The 18591-nt window shown below is 72.6% G+C and carries 7 protein-coding genes and 1 pseudogene; 2 read left to right on the forward strand and 6 right to left on the reverse strand.

The annotated features are described in order from the left end of the window. Positions 1-7: 7 nt before the first annotated feature. From H297_RS34725 to H297_RS34750, 6 genes are all read right to left on the reverse strand, one after another. Positions 8-1747 carry a class I adenylate-forming enzyme family protein gene (locus tag H297_RS34725; RefSeq protein ID WP_051351566.1) on the reverse strand — a complete coding sequence of 580 codons (1740 nt, stop codon included), beginning with the start codon at positions 1745-1747 and terminating at the stop codon, positions 8-10. Then, a complete protein-coding gene (locus tag H297_RS34730) occupies positions 1744-3669 on the reverse strand; it encodes a CoA transferase (RefSeq protein WP_158693649.1) in 1926 nt (641 codons plus the stop codon). The genes H297_RS34725 and H297_RS34730 overlap by 4 nt, the downstream gene beginning before the upstream one ends. Further along, positions 3666-4805 carry a flavin-containing monooxygenase gene (locus H297_RS34735; protein ID WP_064744780.1) on the reverse strand — a complete coding sequence of 380 codons (1140 nt, stop codon included), beginning with the start codon at positions 4803-4805 and terminating at the stop codon, positions 3666-3668. Before H297_RS34735 ends, H297_RS34730 begins: the two co-directional genes overlap by 4 nt. Then, positions 4805-8149: a non-ribosomal peptide synthetase gene (locus H297_RS34740; protein ID WP_051351568.1), complete on the reverse strand. Its 3345-nt coding sequence runs from the start codon at positions 8147-8149 to the stop codon at positions 4805-4807. Before H297_RS34740 ends, H297_RS34735 begins: the two co-directional genes overlap by 1 nt. Beyond that, entirely contained in the window at positions 8146-14592 is a 6447-nt protein-coding gene (locus H297_RS34745; protein WP_051351569.1) for a type I polyketide synthase, read from the reverse strand. The genes H297_RS34740 and H297_RS34745 overlap by 4 nt, the downstream gene beginning before the upstream one ends. A gap of 191 nt (positions 14593-14783) precedes the next feature. Next, the gene (locus H297_RS34750; protein WP_158693650.1) at positions 14784-15515 is read right to left on the reverse strand and encodes a thioesterase domain-containing protein; all 732 of its coding nucleotides are present in this window, start codon (positions 15513-15515) and stop codon (positions 14784-14786) included. A 326-nt stretch (positions 15516-15841) separates the two neighbouring features. Between H297_RS34750 and H297_RS0105860 the strand changes: the two are divergent. Beyond that, positions 15842-16411: pseudogene (locus H297_RS0105860) on the forward strand (alpha-L-rhamnosidase C-terminal domain-containing protein); the annotation flags it as partial. Between the two features lie 181 nt (positions 16412-16592). Beyond that, on the forward strand, positions 16593-18587 hold the full coding sequence (gene htpG / locus H297_RS0105865) for a molecular chaperone HtpG (RefSeq protein WP_027736280.1): 1995 nt from the start codon (positions 16593-16595) through the stop codon (positions 18585-18587). Positions 18588-18591: the final 4 nt, after the last annotated feature.

Raw genomic sequence — 18591 nt, forward strand, 5'->3', positions numbered from 1 at the left:
CGGCGCGTCAGGGAACGGAGCGCGTCGAGGGCTCGGAAGACGCCGAGGGCGCCGCGGGCGCGGCAGGTGCCGTCACCGCCGCCCCGCCCGGCGCACCCGCCGCTCCCGGACCGCCGGCGCCGCGCACTGCGGCCACCTGGCCGCGCAGGGCCCGGCGGTCCGGTTTCCCCGCCGCCCCGTGCGGGAGGGTCGCGAAGAACTCCACAAGCTCCGGCAGCTTCCGCTTGTCCAGGCCGTGGCGGTCATGGAGCCAGGAGGTCAGCTCGGCGAGTCCGGGCGGGCGGGCAGGGTCGGCCGGCACCACGCAGGCGCAGACGCGCTCCCCCATCAGCGCGTCGGGCACGGCGACACAGCACACCTGGCGGACGGCGGGGTGCCCCGACAGCAGCAGCTCCGTCTCCACCGGGCTGATGTTCTGGCCCCCACGGATGATCAGGTCGTCCATGCGACCGGCGATGTGCAGCCGGCCCTCGGCATCGCACCAGCCCAGGTCGCCCGTACGCACCCAGCCGCCCTCGACCCGGTTGCGGAGGTTGCGTTCGGGGTCGCCGACGTAGCCGAGCGGCGAGAGGGGACCCAGACCCCACACCTCGCCCTGCCGGCCCGGCCCCACGTCCTGCCCGTCCTCGCCCACGAGGCGGATGGCGATCGCGTCGGGGTCGGGCCGTCCCACGCAACTGGGCTCGGCCGTCTCCGGGTCGCCGGGCACGGTCATGCAGCTCACCCCGTCCGCGGACCCGTAGCAGTTGATCACGGCGGCACCGAACCGGCGCCCCGCACGCTCCCGGGTGGTGGCGTCCAGCCGGGCCCCACCGGAGACGCACACGCGCACGAAGGAGAGGTCGGCGTCCCGCAGCGCCACGGTGTCCAGCAGCATCTGGAACATGGTGGGCACACCCAGCACGTGTGTCGGCCGGTGGGCGACGAGGGCCGCTGCCGCACGCTCGGCCTGGAACCGCGCGGTGACCAGCAGCGTCCCGCCGTGCCGGGCGAGCGTGACGGGCACCGCGAGGATGCCGAAGGAACTGGCGGTCGGCACGAGGAAGAACGACACGGGTGGTTCGCCGTCCCGAACGAGCGCGCCCAGCGGACCGCGTCGGCCCCCCGTCAGTGCCTCATGGGAGTAGGCGACCAGCTTGGGCAGCCCCTCGGAGCCGGAGGTGACCACGATCCGGGCGGGCGCGTGGGGCGCGGGGCGCACCGTACGGGACAGTCGCGGACCGGTGGCCACCAGCGCGCCCAGATCCACGCAGTCGCCGGGTGCGGGGGCGCCTTCCGCCGCGCCGGAGACGACGACGGTGCGCAGGCCGCACCCGGTGGCCCGCAGTTCGCGCAGCGTTCCGGCCGCCTGGGGTGTGCACACCGCCACGGCGGCACGGGAGGCGCGCAGGATGTGCGCGGTGTCGTGCCGGTCACGTCCGGCCGGTACGGGCAGCACGACGGAGCCCAGCGCGGCGGCGGCGAGCTCCACGGCGGCGGCGTACCGCCCCGACGGGAGCTGGCACATGAGCACCTCTCCGGCACGCAGTCCGGCCCGGCGCAGCCCGCCGGCGAGCCGCAGCGTCAGATGGTGCAGTTCGCTGTAGGTGGTCACCCCGTCGTCGTCGATCACCGCGGCGCGCCGGGGGTGTTCCCGGACGTGGCGGGCGAAGAGGGTGAACACGTCGGGTTGCTGGTAGCACCCGGCCGCGCGCCACCATGCGCGCAGCGCGGGCGCGACCGTGTCGGGCACGCGCAGGCGGGTCAACGGAACCTCCAGGGCGCGTCGAGGAAGGCGGCGCCCCTCTGGTGGAAGAGCTCGGCCAGGCCCTGGTCCGCGGGGAGCGCGGCGAGGTCGGAGCAGACCTCCACCGCGGGGATCCCCGCGGCGTCGAGCAGGGGCACCCAGGCGGAGGCCGGGCGGTCCGCCAGCCGGCCGTACCGTACGGGCAGCCCGCCGGCGCCCTCGCCCTCCCCGGAGCTCCCGGCGGCGCCCTGCGCGGTGGCGACCGCGGCGAACAGGTCGGCCTCGCGCGTGCCCTTCGGCAGCATCAGGTGGCCCGCGCCGGTGGGCAGGGGACGGTCGAGCGGCCCCCAGTGCGCTGCGCCCCCGCCGCTTTCCAGGACGTCGGTCTGGAGCACGGCGGCGGCCGAGAGCAGGCTGGAGTCAACCCGCTGGCCCCTGCCGGTGCGCTGTCGCGCCAGCAGCGCGGCGAGTACGCCCTCGGCGGCGACCAGGCCACCGAGCACGTCGAGCAGCGTCACGAGGGAGACCGCCGGCTGCTCTCCCGCCGGGTGCAATGCCTCGGCCAGACCGGAGTGCGCCTGGGCGAGGAAGTCGGTGCCGGGCAGGTCGCCCGGCACGGGTACGTCGGCCCATCCGGAGGCCCAGGCGTACACCAGGCCCGGGTTGACCGCGGCCAGGTCACCGGTTTCCAGACGCAGTTGGGCGGCCTTGCCGGGTGCCCAGTTGTGGAGGAGGACGTCGGCGTCGGCGACCAGTTCCAGCGCGAGGTCGCGGCCGGCGGGGGTGGACAGGTCCGCCTCGACGACGCGCTTGTCCCGGTTGATGGCCAGGAACCCGGCCGAGCAGTCGACGGCGATCGGCGGCATACCCCGCAGCAGGTCGCCGCCGACCGGTTCCAGGCGCACCACCTCCGCTCCCAGCAGGCGCAGCATGTTGCCGGCGAGCGGTCCCTGGATACGGCGGCCGGCCTCGACCACCCGCAGGCCCGCCAGCGGCAGTTCGCGCTCCAGCGGCAGGGCCGCGGCACCGCGGCCGAGCGGGGTGATCCGCCAGGGGGCGCCGATCCTGGTGTCGCCCTGAAGCCCCAGTTCCGCCCGTCGCTCCGCACTGCCGCGCAGCGGACACAGACCCGCGCCGGTCTCCCGTGCGGTCTCGGCCAGTTCGCTCAGGGGCCGGGCACGGGTCGCCTCGTGCAGTTCCGCGGGGAGCGGTGCGGTGGCGTCGGCGTACCGCCGTACGTAGGGCAGCCAGCCACGCCCGGCCGTCCCGGCGGACACTCCCAGCAGTTCCCACCAGCGTTTCCACACCCGCGGGTCGAGGCACTCCAGTTCGAAGGCGGTCCCCTCGCGGCTGTGGAAGGGGGGCGGGGTGCCCTGGACCGGCGGCGGCGTCTCGTAGGACTCGTCCTCGGCCGTGTCCATCGCCAGGTAGTGGGAGACGGTCAGCAGCGCCGACTCCAGCACGCTGGTGGAGACGGTGGTGACCCGCCGGCCGCGAGCACGGGCCAGCAGACCGGCGAGCATGCCCTGCGTGGCGACGACACCCGCGGCGACGGAGGCGTAGTCGACACCGAGCCGCCGCGGGCCGTCCTCCGTACGGCGTCCGTGCAGCAGCATCAGCCCGGCGGCCGCCTGCACGGTGACCTCGTCCCGGGGCCGGCCCGGCCCCGGAGGCCCCCAGGACAGATCCAGGGTGAGGGGATCGTCGGGGCCGGTGCGCAACGGTCCGGCGTCCGGGTTCTCCAGCGCGGCCCCCAGATCGAGCAGGTGGCGTCGGCACACGGCTTCGGGCAGGGTCGCCGCTGTGCCCTCCACGGTGACCCCGGAGAGGACGTCGCCGGTGCGGTCCTCCGTACGTGGTGGCCCGAGCGGCGACACGGTGTGCCGTGCCGCGCGGCCGAGCGCGGCACGCTCCTGGTGCGGAACCATCTCCCCCGTACTCACAGCTGTCCCCCTTCGGCGCTCGACTGCTTCCCGCCCGCACGTGACCGCTTGTCCGCCACCCCTGAACGCTTTTCTCCGGTGCTCGGCCGTTTCCCCTCGGCGGCGAAGCGGCGGGCGAGCAGGGCCGCGTCGTGGCCGATGCCCGCGAGCAGCGCGGAAGCGCGGTGCGTCTGCCACGGCAGGCCGAGGAAGTGGAGGCCCGGCACCCGGGTCGCGCCCTCCTGGTGCACCGGCGCCCCGTGACCGTCGAGCACCGGGAGCCGCTCCAGCCAGGGAAGGTCGGGCCGGTAGCCGGTGGCCCACACCACCGCGTCGGGGCGCAGTACGGTGCCGTCCTCGATGCGGACGGCCTCCCCGTCGCAGTCGGTCACCTTCCCTTCCCGCCGGTCCAGCACGCCCGCGGCGACCAACTGCCGCAGGTCCGTGCCGACGACGGTCTCCCGTGTGCGGGCCTTGCGGCCGATCCGGCTGTCCGTCCGCACCCTCAGCATGCCCAGCTTGTCGAACCACCAGTAGACGTCACGGCCGGCCAGCCGCTGCGGCACCTGCGGGAGCGGCCGGCCGGCGAGGGTGACCCGGCGGCCGTCGGCGGCGAGTTCGGCTGCGATCTGCGCACCGGAGTTGCCCGCGCCCACGACCAGGACGTGTCCGCCCGGCAGCGCCTCGGGGCGGGTGTAGCGCGAGCTGTGCACCGCGGGCGCGGTGAGCCGTTCGGCCGCGGCGGGCAGCGCCGGCGCCTGGTAGGGGCCGGTGGCGGCGACCACCCTGCGGGCGCGGAGGGTCTCCTTCTCGGTGGCGAGCGTGAAGACCCCGTCGTCGTCGCGGCTGCAGGAGATGACGGCGGCGCCGTAGCGCACGGGCAGACGGTGCTGGTCGGCGTAGTGGGCGAGGTAGTCGGCGACGTCGTCCTTGCCGGCATGCCGGTAGGGGGCGCCCGGGAAAGGCGTGCCAGGGAGCGCGCAGTAGCGGTTGGGGGTGAAGAGGGTCAGACTCTCCCAGCGGCTGCGCCAGGAGGCACCGGCTTCGTCGGCGGCCTCCAGGATCAGGAAGTCCCGGCCCTGGCGGCTCAGGAACCAGCCCAGGGCCAGCCCTGCCTGTCCGCCGCCGATCACCACGGTGTCCAGAATCTCGGCCATCACGCGTCCCCCTCACGTACGGTGCCCGTCGGCTCTCCCCCGCGTACGGCCTCGGCCAGGTCGGCGACCGTCGCGCCGCGCAGCAGCATGGAGACCGGCAGCCTGGCCCCCGTCTCGCCCTCCAGGCGCAGCATCAGCCGGAGTGCGGGCAGCGAGCGTCCGCCCAGGTCGAAGAAGTCGTCCCGTACCCCCACCTCGATGCCGTCCAGCGCCTCGGACCACAGCTCGGCGATGCGGCGTTCGGTGTCGTCACGGGGTGCCTGGAAGGGCCGTTTGCGGTTCTGCGGGCGAGCCTGGGCGAGAGTGTGGGCGGTGAGGGCCTTGCGGTCGACCTTGCCGTTGGGGGTGAGCGGCAAGGAGTCGAGCACGCTCACCCCGGCCGGGACCATGTAAGGGGGCAGTGCGGCGGAGAGGGTGGCCAGTACCTCCTGCTCGGTGGTCTCGCCGGTCACGGCGCAGACCAGGCGGCGTCCACTGCCCTCCCCCACCACAGCCGCAACCGCAGCACGCACCCCCGCACACCGCGCCGCAACCGCCTCGATCTCCCCCAACTCGATCCGATACCCCGCAATCTTCACCTGACCATCCTCACGCCCCAAAAACTCCACCCACCCCTCCGGAACAAACCGCCCCAGATCCCCCGTCCGATACAACCGCTCCCCCGACACCGGATGCACCACAAACGCCTCATCCGACAACCCACCCGCACCCCAATACCCCCGCGCCAAACCCACACCACCAATAAACAACTGCCCCACCACAAAATCAGGACACTCCCGCAACCCCTCATCCAACACATACACCCGCTGATTCACCAACGGACACCCATACGGAATCGACCGCCACCCCCCATCAACCACCCCCACCTCAAACGCAATCGACCAGATCGACGCCTCCGTCGCACCACCCAGACCCACCACCCGCACACCCGACACCAACTCCCGCAACCGACCCGGCAACCCCACCGGAATCCAATCCCCCGACAACAACACCAACCGCAAACCCCCCGGAACCACACCCCCACGACCCCCCGCATAATCCACCAACAACTCCATCAACGCCGGAGCCGAATTCCACACCGTCACCCCACACGCCACCATCTCCTCCGACCACACCGCCGGATCCCGCCGCGCATGCTCACCCGGCAACACCAACCCCGCCCCCACACCCAACGCACCAAACACATCCCACACCGACAAATCAAACGACAACCCCGACACACCAAACACCCGATCCCCCACCCCCACACCCCACCGCTCACACACACCCACCACCGTATTCACCGCAGCACCATGCTCCACCGCCACACCCTTCGGCACCCCCGTCGACCCCGACGTAAAAATCACATACGCCAGATCACCGGCCTCGGACCGCACGACAGGAGGCAGCGGCGCCGCGTCCTCCGTAGCGGGAAGCCGGTCCACCTCCAGCGCTCCGGGAACGGCGAGCCAGGACTGGGACAGCACCTGGCCGGCTCCCGCGCGCCGCAACACGCTGTCCCGCCGGTCCTGCGGCCAGCCGGGGTCCACAGGCACGTAGGCGGCGCCGCACTTGAGCACCCCCAGCACCGCCGCGATCTGCTCGCAGCTCTTGTCCATCACCACGCCGACCAGCTCGCCCCGCGCGCAACCCTCGGCCGCCAGCCGACCTGCCACCCGGTCGGAGAGGGCGTCGAGTTCCGCATAGGTGAGCTGCTCGTCCTCACAGATCACCGCCACCGCATCCGGCGTACGCTCCACCTGCCGCACGAACAGACCGTGCAACGTCTCCGCCGGCACCTCACCAGCCGTATCGTTGTACACCGCACGCGCCGCACGCTGCTCAGCCGGCAGCAGACAGGGGCCGGGCCCGTCCCAGCCCTCCTGGTGCTCCAGGGAGCCGAGCAGCCGGACACAGGCGTCGAGCATCGCCTCGGGCACTCCGTCGGGGAACAGGTCCGCGACCACGTCCCAGTGCATCTGGAGCGCACCGTCGTCCTCGAAGACCTGGTGGTCGATCCACACCTGCGGAGTCTGCGAGATGCCGTGGACCTGCTCGCCCAGCCAGCGGAACGGCTCCATGCCGTGTCCGCGGTGGTTGATCAGGCTGGTCAGTACGACCGGCGCGGACGCCTCGCCCTGCTGCCGGGTGATCTCCCGCAGCACCTCGACACCGCTGACCCGGGTGTGTTCCAGCCGCTCGTGGAGCTGCTCCTGCAGGCGGTGGGCGCGCTCCGCGAACGGGACGTCACCGCTGTGATCGGCGTCCAGCAGGACGAAGGAGGTGAAGTCCCCGGCGATGTCGTCGACCTCGCGATGGAGTGGCAGCCGGTTGAAGAGGGTGAGGGACAGCAGATGGCGGGGGTTCCTGCTCCACCGGGCCAGTACGGCGCTGTAGGCGGTCAGCAGCACGGCGGAGGGGGTGAGCCCGTTGAGAGAGGTCCGCTCCTTGATGCGCGCCCACACCTCGGCGGGCACCTGCCGGGCGTGCCGTTCGAAGCGTGTGCTCTCCAGGGTGTCCGGGGCCTGGCGCAGCGGAAGCTGCGGCGGGGACGGCAGTTCGGCCGCGCAGGCGCGCCAGTAGTCCTGCGCGGCCCGGTACTCCGGCCCGTCGCGCAGGGCGCGTTCGGCCAGCACGTAGTCGCGGAAGCCCAGTTGAAGTGGCGGCAGTGCGCAGTCCGGGTCCTCGTAGAGGCGGCCGCACTCGGTGAAGGCCACCTGCCAGCTCCAGCCGTCCATCGGGAGGATGTCCCCGCTCAGGTGCACCCGGCGGCGGCCGTCGGGCAGCAGGCTGACCCGCAGGTCGTGCAGCGGCCAGCGGTCGGCAGGCAGCACCTGGTGCGACATCTGCGCCCGGATGCCGGCCAGTTCCTGCTCGGCCTGTGTCTGCTCCAGCTTCCGCAGGTCGTGCACGCGCACCGTCGCTTCGGGCGGGTCGGGCAGCACGCGCTGGAGGCCGTCCGGCCCGACGACGGCCCGCAGCATGCCGTGCCGTCGTACCACCTGCTGCCAGGCCCGCTCGAAGCGGCCGGGGTCGAGGTGGTCGTTGTCGAACTCCATGTACAGGTGCGCGGAGACCCCGCCCATGGAGTAGGCGTCGGTACGGCCCAGCCAGTACGCCTCCTGGATGTCGGTGAGGGGGAAGGGCTCGTGCGCGTGGTCCGGATCCGGGCGCAGGACCGGCCCGGTCAGCTCCGCGACCAGTGCGTCACGGTGCCGGGTGAGGGCCCCGCGCAACCGGGCGTCGAGCACCCCTTCGGGGGCGCGGCAGCGCAGCTTGCCGTCCTCGACGCCGAGTTCGGCGCCGCGCCGGCGCAGTTCGGCCAGCAGTTCCTGGGGGGTCGTCTCCTCGTAGGGGGCGCTCACAGCTCCACCACCTCCCAGCCGTCGTCGGTGCGGGTACTGGTCGGGACCTCGGCCGGGCCGTCCGCCGCGGTCTGCGGGGCGGACGGGGCGCTGTCCTCGGCGGTGCTGCCGAGTTTCTCCCCGACGGCGGCGGCCACATCGGTGAGTGTGTGCCGGCCCAGCAGCTTGACCACCGGAAGGGTGACGTGCAGGTCGCGCTGGATCCGTGTGCGTACCTCGGTGGCCATCAGGGAGTCGAGCCCCAGCCGGTTGAGCGGGCGGGTGTGCGGGATGCGGTCCGCGCTCGACCCCAGGACACGGGCGAGCTGTTCGGCCAGGTAGCGGTGGAGCCCCTCGCTGTCCTCCGGGAGCACAGCCGAGGACAGCGGCGCCTGTTCCGGGTCGGGTTCCGGTTCCGGCGCCGCGGCCTGTGCGGCAGGGCCGCCTGCGGCCTCCGGCGCTGCGGGTACTGCCACCGCGCGCAGCAGCGGGGCCTGAGCCGCCTGCGGGTAGGCCGCACGCCAGGTGGCCCAGTCGGTCGGCATCACCACGGTGCCGTCCGCTGCTTCCGGGCCCTCGGCGAGCAGTGCCGCGAGGATCTGGATGCCCTCCGCCGGGGCGAACGCCCTCATGCCGCGCGGCACCAGTGAGCGCTCCTCCTCGGCCGCTGTCCGGGCGACCATGCCGACCTCGTCCCAGAAGCCCCAGTTGACCGCGAACGCAGGCATTCCCGTGCGGCGCAGGTGGCGGGCGAAGGTGTCGAGGAAGGCGTTTCCCGCCGCGTAGCCGCCGAGCATGGGAGAGCCCAGCACGCTGGAGCCGGAGGAGAACAGCGCCAAGAAGTCCAGCGGCTCCTTCTCCAGCACCCGGGCCAGCACCCGGGTCCCCTCGATCTTGGCGCGGGTCGCCCGTTCCAGGTCCGCCGCACCGGTGTCGGCGAGCGTCCGGTACTCCAGTACACCCGCGGTGTGCAGCACTCCGCGCACCGGCGCAAGACCGGCGGCCGACCGGCGGTCCAGCACCTGGCGCAGCGCCGGTTCGTCGGCGGCGTCGAGTGCGGCGTACTCCACCTGGGCGCCGGCTTCACGCAGTTGTGCCAGCAGCGGGTGCGGGTCCGCCGGCAGTGCGCTCCGTCCGGTGAGGAGGAGCTGCCGGGCACCGCCGGCCACCAGCCAGCGGGCTGTCTCGCCGCCGATCCCGCCGAGTCCGCCGGTCACCACGTAGGTGGCGTCCGGACGGATCGCCGGCCCCTCCTGTGGCCGGCCACCCGGTCGGCTGGTGCGGGACATGTCGAGCACGACCTTGCCCGTGTGGCGGGAGCGCGCCATCAGCCGGAAGGCGGCGACCGGTTCGTACGCCGGGAACTCGTGGTACGGCAGCGGCCGCAGCACGCCCTGGCCGGCCAGGGAGAGCACCTCCCGCAGCACGCGCCCGGCCTCCTCGGGGCGGTTCTCGATCATGTCGATCACATCGACGGCCGAGAACGACTGGTTGCGGGCCAGCGCCGCCATGCCGATCGGCCGGTTCTCGGCGATGTCCCGCTTGGTCAGCTCGACGTAGTGGCCGTAGGGGGCGAGGAGTTCGAGGTTGGTGTCCACGGCCTCGCCGGTGAGGGTGTTGAGCACCACGTCCACTTCCCCGACGGCCTCGGCGAACTCCCGGCCGAAGTCCAGGGAGCGCGAGTCGGCGACGTGGCGTACGCCCAGCGCCCGCAGCAGGGTCCGTTTCTCCTCGCTGCCCGCGGTGGCCAGCACCCGCGCTCCGCGCCACTGTGCGATCTGGAGCGCCGCCATGCCGACTCCGCCGGTTCCGGAGTGCACGAGCACACGGTCGCCCTCGGTGATCCGGGCCAGTCCGACCAGCGCGTGATGGGCGGTGAGGAACGCGGCCGGCACCGTCGCGGCCTCGGCGGTGGTCATCCGCTTCGGCACGGGCGCCGCCAGGCAGGACCGGGTGACCACATGGTCGGCCAGCGTGGGATGCGCGAGGGCCACCACCTGGTCGTGCACGGCGAGTTCGTGCACTCCGGGGCCGACCGCGCTGACGGTGCCCGCGCACTCCCAGCCGAGCATCGGGCTGCCGGTGCCCTGCCCCGGGTAGGCGCCCATGGCGCTGAGCACGTCACGGTAGTTGAGCGCGGCATGCGCCACCCGGATCTCGATCTCACCGGGCCCCGGCGCCCGCCGTCCGGTCTCCCGCAGCTCCAGGTCGTCCAGGCTTCCGGGGGCGTCCATGCCCAGCAGCCGGGTGCACTCCTGGGCGGGCGCCTGCTGCGGGGTGCGGGGGCGGCGGGGTACCAGCCGGGCGGCGCTGCGGCGGCCGCTGCGCAGCGCGATCTGGTCCTCGGCGGTGTCGCCGCTCAGCAGTTCGGCGACGAGGGTGCGGGCCGCGTCTCCCGGGTCCTCGGCCGGATCCAGGTCGAGCAGGGTGGTGCACAGCCCCGGCTGTTCCTGCGCCAAGGTGCGGCCCAGACCCCACAGGGGTGCCTGGGAGGGGTTCACGTCGTCCGCGGAGCCGACCTGCTGGGCCCCTCGCGTCACCAGCCACAGCCGGGGCTGTGCCTCGCCGAGTGCACGCACCTGTTCCAGTACCGGGCCGCAGACGTCGGCGCCGCCGGGCGGCGCGGACGCCGTGGTGGGCACCGTGGTGGGCACCGCGGTGAGCGCACGCAGGTCGACGAGCGCCTCGGGGACGGTGCCGGCAGCGGTGAACTCCTCCGCACCGCGGGCGTGGTGGCCCGCCTCCCGCAGCAGCGTGACGACCGCGTCCCGCGGCCCGTCCGGGTCTCCCACCACCAGCCAGTCGGCCGGGGCCGTGCCGGGCACGGCCGGAGCGGGCTGCCAGCGGAGGGTGTACTGCCAGTCGGGGTGCGTCCCTGCGCTTCCGTCCTGCGGCAGGTACCGCAGCCGCAGGTCCCGCAGCTCGGCCAGGTGTGCTCCGCCCGCGTCGAGGACGTCGATGTCACCGGTGAAGGCTTCCCCGGCCACGTCGGAGGTGAGGCGTACGTGTGCCCACATCCGTGTGGTGGCCTTCCGGTGCACCCGCAGTCGTCCGAGGCTGCCCAGGACGAAGGCGTCCTCGGCGCAGTCGGCCTCACCGGGCCAGGCGACCGTGGCGGCGAGGGTCTGCCCGACGGCGTCCAGCAGGGCGGGATGGAAGACGTGCGCGGACAGGTCACGCAGCGGCGGGCACTCGATGGTGGCCACGGCCTCGCCGGCGCCCCGGGCGACCTCGTTGATGCCGCGGAAGACGCCGCGCCACTCGTTGCCGCGCTCGGCGTGCCGCCGGTAGAACTCCTCGCCCGCACGCCGGTCCCCGCAGCGGGCCGCCACCTGCTCCATCGGCTGCGCGGGGTCCGCCGGGCCCGCAGGCAGGAGGAGGCCGGTGACGTGCGGCTGCCAGGGCTCGTCGGACGCCACCCGGCTGGCCACCTCGAAGCGGTGCCCGGCGCCCTGCGGGGTGGTGCTGATGCGCAGTGCCGGAGGTTCGCCGGGCAGCAGGAAGAGGGCGGAGCGGAAGTCCAGGCCTGCGACCTCGGCGCAGCCGCCGAGGAGTTCCCGCCCGGCGGCCAGTGCCAGCTCCACGTAGGCCATGCCGGGCAGGATCACGGTGCCGTGCACCCGGTGGTCGTTGAGGTAGGCGTTGCGTGTCAGGTCCAGCGGTCCCTCCCACACCCCGTCCGCGACGAACCGGCCCAGCAGCGGGTGCGGGGCGGCGGCGGACGGCGCCTGCCCGCCCACCGCGGCGAGGGCGGGGGCGGCGGGCGGCGAGGGTGCGTGCCAGTGGCGTTCGCGCTGCCAGGGGTGGCCCGGCAGGGTGGTCAGGCGGGCCTCCGGGTCGCACACCTCGGCCCAGTCGGCCGTCACGCCCGCCGTGTGGAGCAGGCCGAGCGCATCCAGCAGGCTCTCCCGCTCGCCCTCCTCCCGACGGAGCGAACCGGCCGAGCGGCCTTCCAGACCGAACGCGTCGAGGTTCTCCTGGACGGCGGTGTGCAGGATCGGGTGGGGGCTGATCTCCAGGAAGACCGTGCGGCCCCCGGCGTCGCTCCCCTCCTGGGCTTCGGCGCGGACGCAGGAGGAGAACGCCACCGGACGGCGGAGGTTGTCGGCCCAGTAGGCGGCGTCCATGGCACTGCCGTCGATCACCGCGTCCCGCACGGTGGACCGGATGGGGATCTGCCCGGCGGCGGGGCGGATGTCGGCGAGGGAATCGGTCAGTTCCGTGCGCAGGGCGTCCATCTGCGGGCTGTGCGAGGCGAAGTCGACGTTCACCCGGCGGGCGAAGATCTCCCTCTCGGTCAGGTCGGCCAGCAGCCGGTCCACCGTCTCGGGAGCGCCGGAGACGACGGTGGAGCCGGGGCTGTTGCTCACGGCGACGGAGACGGAGTCCGCGGCGCCGGTGTCCCGCAGCAACTGCTCGCACGCGTCGGCCGGCAGCTCCACCCAGGCCATCGTGCCCTGCCCGGAGAGCCGTTTGGCGAGCTTGCTGCGGCGGCAGATGACGGCACCGGCGTCGGCGGTGCTCAGCGCGCCGGCGACGCAGGCGGCGGCGGTCTCCCCCATGCTGTGCCCGAGGACGGCGTCGGGGTGGATGCCCCAGGAGCGCCACTGTGCCGCGAGGGCGACCTCCATCGCCCACAGGGTGGGCTGGATGATGTCGAGCGTGCCGAACCGCTCCTCGTCGCCCGCGCGCAGCAGTTCCAGGACCGACCAGCCGGCTTCGCGCTGGATCACCGCGTCGCACTCGGTCAGGGCGCCTCGGAACGCCGCGGAGGTCTCCAGGAGTTCGCGTCCCATGCCGAGCCACTGCGAGCCCTGGCCGGGGAACACGAAGACGACGCGGGGCCGTGCAGCCGTCGAAGCGGTGTCGCAGTGGGCTCCCCGCGGCAGTGCGCGGTCGGAGCCTTCGCAGTAGCCGCTCAGCGCGGCGGCGGCCTCCTCGGTGGTCCGCGCGACGACGGCCAGGCGTATCTCCTCGTGCTCGCGCCGTACCGCCTGGGAGTACGCCAGGTCCCGCAGCGCGGGTGCCTGTGCCGACCGCAGCAGTCCGGCGGTGCGGGCGGCGAGGTCGCGCACGGCTTCCTCGCTCTGCCCGGAGACGGTCAGCAACTGGGGGCGGCCGGTGTCCTGCGCGGGCTCCGGAGCCGGAGCGGCCTCCACGACAAGGTGCGCGTTGGTGCCGGAGATGCCGAAGTTGGATATCCCCGCCAGCGCGGGTCGGCCGTCCTCGGGCAGCTCGGTGACCTGGGTGGGCAGGTCGAAGGGGAGCCGCTCCCACGGAATGGCGCTGGAGGGGGTGCGCAGGTGCAGCACGGGCGGCACCGTGCCGTGCTGCAGGCTGAGCACCGTCTTGAGGAGCGAGGCGATGCCCGACGCGGCCTCGGTGTGCCCGATGTTGGTCTTGACGGAACCGACCAGCAACCGCCGGTCCCGCCCCGGGCCGAGCACCTCTCCCAGCGCCTCCAGCTCCACCGGATCTCCGGCCCGGGTGCCGGTGCCGTGCGCCTCGACGTAGTCGACGCGGGCGGGGTCGACACCGGCGTCTGCGTACGCGGCCTGGAGGACCTGCCGCTGCCCCTCGACTGCGGGGGTGGTCAGATAGCCGCTGGAGCGGCCGTCGTTGGTGACGGCGGAGCCGCGCAGCACGGCCCGGACACGGTCGCCGTCGGCCCTGGCCCGGCTGAGCGGTTTGAGTACCACCAGCCCGGCACCGTCGCTGCGTACGAAGCCGTCGGCGCGCTCGTCGCCGAACTTGCAGCGGCCGTCGGCCGCGAGCATGTCGGCGCTGCGGTAGGTCAGCGTCTCGTGCGGCAGCAGGACGAGGTTCACCCCGCCGACCAGCGCGAGACCGCACTCGCCCGAGCGCAGCGCGCGCAGTGCCTGATGCACCGCCACCAGCGCGCTGGAGCATGCGGTGTCCACGGTGAAGCTGGGCCCGCGCAGGTCGTAGGTGTAGGAGAGCCGGCCAGAGGTGGCGGCGCGGGAGGCCGCCCCGGTGGTGGAGTACAGGCTCAGGTCGTGCGGGTCGCGGCACTGCAGGTGCCAGTAGTCCCCGCCGAGCTGTCCGACGTAGACACCGGTATCGCTCCCGGCGAGCGACGAGGCGGGGAGCCCGGCGTCGACCAGGGCGTCCTGGGCGACCTCCAGCATCAGCCGCTGCTGCGGGTCCATCCGGGCCGCTTCCTTGGGCGAGATGCCGAAGAACGCGGCGTCGAACCGGTCGATGTCCTCCAGGAAGCCGCCGAGCCGCCCGGCCTGACTCTCACCGGTGAGGGCCTCGGTGATCTCCGCACGCTCGGGAGGCACGGGAGCGATGGCGTCCCCGCCGGAGGCCAGGAGTTCCCAGAAGGTCGCGAGGTCGGGCGCGCCCGGGAATCTGCCGGCCATTCCGATGACGGCGATCGGCTCGTGATCCGGGGCGTGCGCTGGGCCGGTACCGGCCGGCGATTCTTCGGAGAGCAACACCGATTCCCTTTCGTACGGGGCCGCGCGACGTGCAGGTCTGCACAGCGACAAGGATTTCCCCGGCGCCTCCGGCTTGCCGGGGCCCGAGACACGCTGGTGCCGTCGCGCGAGTGGCAGAACGCGACGGAAGTGGAATCAGCAGGCGTGCGAGACGCGGGTGGGCAGGAGTTACGGGAGAGAAGGCACGTATATCAGCGGGCGAGGCGGGCGCGTGCGCGCATCCCGCGCTGAATACCGCTTTCCACCATGCCCGTCAGCAGGTGACGAGCGGAGTTGAGGAAGAAGTGGTCGCCGGGCAGTTGCCGCGAGCGGAACACCCCGGTGGTGGTCTCCCGCCAGGCGGCCAGCTCCGGTTCGGAGACGGTGGGGTCGCTGACGCCGCCGAAGGCGGTCACGGGGCAGTCGAGCGGCGGCAACCCGGCCCAGGTGTAGGTGTCGCTGATGGTGAAGTCGGCGCGCAGCGCGGGCAGCGCGTAGCGCAGGAACTCCGGCTCGGCCGCCAGTTCGGCCGGCATGCCGCCCAGCTCGGTGACGCCGTCCACGAACGCGTCGTCGGGCAGCCCGTAGAGCGCGGGCACCCGGTCCGGAAGCTGCGGTGCGCGGTGCCCGGCGACGAACAGGTGGTCCGGGCCGGTCAGGCCCGCGTCCCGCAGCCAGTGCGCGGCGTGGTACGCGACCAGCGCCCCGAGGCTGTGCCCGAAGAGCGCGTAGGGAACGTCGAGGTGCGGACGCAGGGCGGTGGCGGCGCCGTCGACCAGGCTTTTCAGGTCTGCGCACGGCTCCTCGTCCACGCGGTGTTCACGCCCGGGCGGCACGAGCGGAATCACCTCGACCCACGGCGGGAACGACTCGGACCAGTCCCGGTAGACCGCGGCTCCGCCTCCCGCATAAGGAAAACAGAAAAGCCGGAACCTGACGTTCACCGGGCGTATTTCTCGCGGAAACCACGAGTCGACCATGCATTCCCCCCGTGCCGTGGAGCACCTGCCGCCATTGCCAGCCACCTTCCTACCATGCACGCATCCGCCATGGCGGCTCTGTTGTGATTTGTCTCGAACAACTCCCAAAGAATTCCTGATGATTAACGCTGTGTAACACAGAGTTCCTGGTCGACGGGGATGAGGAATCCACCCTTCCATGAGGAAGCATTGCTTCCGACCACTTCCCCTCGACAGAGGGCATGAATTCGAGCCATACGAGCGGGCGGACACGCCACCCGTCCACGACGGGATCGGCGGGAGGCAGCGGGCGCACCATCACGGAGAAGGACGGCAGCCACCTGGACACCGGCATCTTCGGCACCCGCTACCTGGTCGACGCCCTGGCCGCCGTCGACCGCACCGACCTGGCCATGACGCTGCTCCACCGCCGCGACTACCCGGGCTTCGGCTTCCAGATCGCCCACGGTGCCACCACGAGCTGGGAGCAGTGGCTCTACCGCGCCTCCATGGACACGCACGACCACGCGATGTTCGCCGGCGTCAACACCTCGCTGTACACCGTGCTCGCGGGCATCCGGCCCGCACAGCCGGGCTACCGCCGAATCGACGTCGCACCGGCCGTCCCCCGCTCCCTGGACCACGTCTCCGCCGCGCTGGAGACGGTGCGCGGCCGCGTCGCCAGCCGGTGGAGGCGCAGCGGCGGCACGCTGCGGCTGTCCGTCACGATCCCGGCCAACACCACGGCCACCGTCGGCGTTCCGGTGACGGCGCGGCACCACCGGGTTCAGGCTCCCGACGGGGCCCGGCAGACCGAGGCCACCGAGCGCACCGCCGGCTACCGGGTCGGCTCCGGCACCTGGACCTTCACCGTGTCGTGAAGCCGCGGGCCCTGCCGACTCCGCCGGGCGGTCCCTCGTCGGCGCATCGGGGACGCCGGTTCATGGTGAGCGCGGCGGCGTGCGCCGGTGTGCGCGGATGCGGCAGCGGACGTCCCACCTGCTCGCATACAGTGCGTAGGTCAGTTCCGTCACCGGATGGCCCGAGAAGGAATCACGGATCATGTCGACCGAGACAATCGAGACGTTCGAGTTCCAGGTGGAAGCCCGTCGGCTCCTCCAGATGATGGTGCACTCCATCTACTCGAACAAGGACGTGTTCTTGCGGGAACTCGTCTCCAACGCCTCCGACGCGCTCGACAAGCTGCGTCTGGAGGCGCTCCGCGACGACTCCCTCGACGCGGACATCTCCGACCTGCACATCGACATCGAGGCCGACAAGGAGGCCCGTACGCTCACCGTGCGGGACAACGGCATCGGCATGTCACGCGACGAGGTCGTCGAGCTGATCGGAACGATCGCGCACTCGGGGACCGCTCAATTCCTGGAAAAGCTCTCGGAGGCGCAGCAGGCCAAGGGCGGCGGCGAGGACGGCGGCTCCCCCGCGGCGGAGGAGCTGATCGGGCAGTTCGGCATCGGCTTCTACTCCGGCTTCATGGTCGCCGACGAGGTGACGTTGCTGACCCGCCGTGCCGGCGAGGAACAGGGCACCCGCTGGAAGTCCACCGGCGAAGGCACCTACACGATCGAGGACGTCACGGACGCCCCGCAGGGCACCTCGGTCGCTCTGCACCTCAAGCCGGTGGACACCGAGGACAGGCTCTACGACTACACCTCGCCGTGGAAGATCAAGGAGATCGTCAAGCGGTACTCGGACTTCATCACCTGGCCCATCAGGATGGCCGCCGAGCCCGTCGGGACGCCCGGCGGCGGGAGTGCGGACGAGGAGGGGCCGGACGGCGAGAGCGAGGCCGGTGAGGGGGCCGCTCAGGAGCCCGAGACGCTGAACTCGATGAAGGCCCTGTGGGCCCGCCCACGCAGCGAGGTCTCCGACGACGAGTACCACGAGCTGTACAAGCACATCAGCCACGACTGGAACGACCCCCTGGAGACGATCCGGCTGGCGGCGGAGGGCACCTTCGAGTACCAGGCGCTGCTGTTCATCCCCTCCCAGGCGCCGCACGACCTCTTCCAGCAGGGGGCGAAGCGGGGCGTCCACCTGTACGTGAAGCGCGTCTTCATCATGGACGACTGCGAGGCGCTGCTGCCGCCCTACCTGCGGTTCGTCAAAGGTGTCGTCGATGCGCAGGACCTCTCGCTCAACGTGTCGCGGGAGATCCTGCAGCAGGACCGGCAGATCCAGCTCATGCACCGCCGGCTGGCGAAGAAGGTGCTCTCCACGGTCAAGGAGATGCGCACCAAGGACCCGGACCGGTACGCCACGTTCTGGCGGGAGTTCGGCAGCGTCCTCAAGGAGGGGCTGCTGAGCGACTTCGAGAACCGCGAAACCCTCCTGGAGGTCGCCTCCTTCGCCTCCACGCACGACAAGGACGAGCCCACCACGCTGGCGCAGTACGTGGAGCGGATGAAGGAGGGCCAGGAGCACATCTACTACGTCACCGGCGAATCGCGCTCGGCCGTCGAGAACTCGCCCCACATGGAGGCGTTCCGGGCCCAGGGCATCGAGGTGCTGCTGCTGACCGACCCGGTCGACGAGGTGTGGGTCGAGGCCGTCCCCGACTTCGAGGGCAAGCAGCTCCGCTCCGTCTCCAAGGGTGAGGTCGATCTCGGCACCGAGGAGGAGAAGCGGGAGAGGGAGACCGAGCGTGAGCAACAGCAGCAGGAGTTCGCGGACCTGCTGTCCTGGATGACCGAGCGGCTGAGCGAGGACCTCAAGGAGGTGCGCCTCTCCTCGCGGCTCACCGACTCCCCGGCCTGCGTCGTCTCGGACACGCACGATGTGACGCCGGCGCTGGAGCGGATGTACCGGGCCATGGGACAGGAGGTGCCGCACAGCAAGCGGATCCTGGAGCTCAACCCCGGGCACCCGTTGGTCAAGGGCCTCAACCGTGCCTACGGCGAGCAGACGGACCGCACCGAGCTGGGCGGGACGGCCGATCTGCTGCACGGCATGGCGCTGCTGGCCGAGGGCGGTGAGCTGGCGGACCCGGCGGGCTTCGTCAAGGTGCTCGCCGACCGCCTGGAGCGCACCTTGTGAGCAC

This window comes from Streptomyces sp. CNT360, from assembly GCF_000424785.1.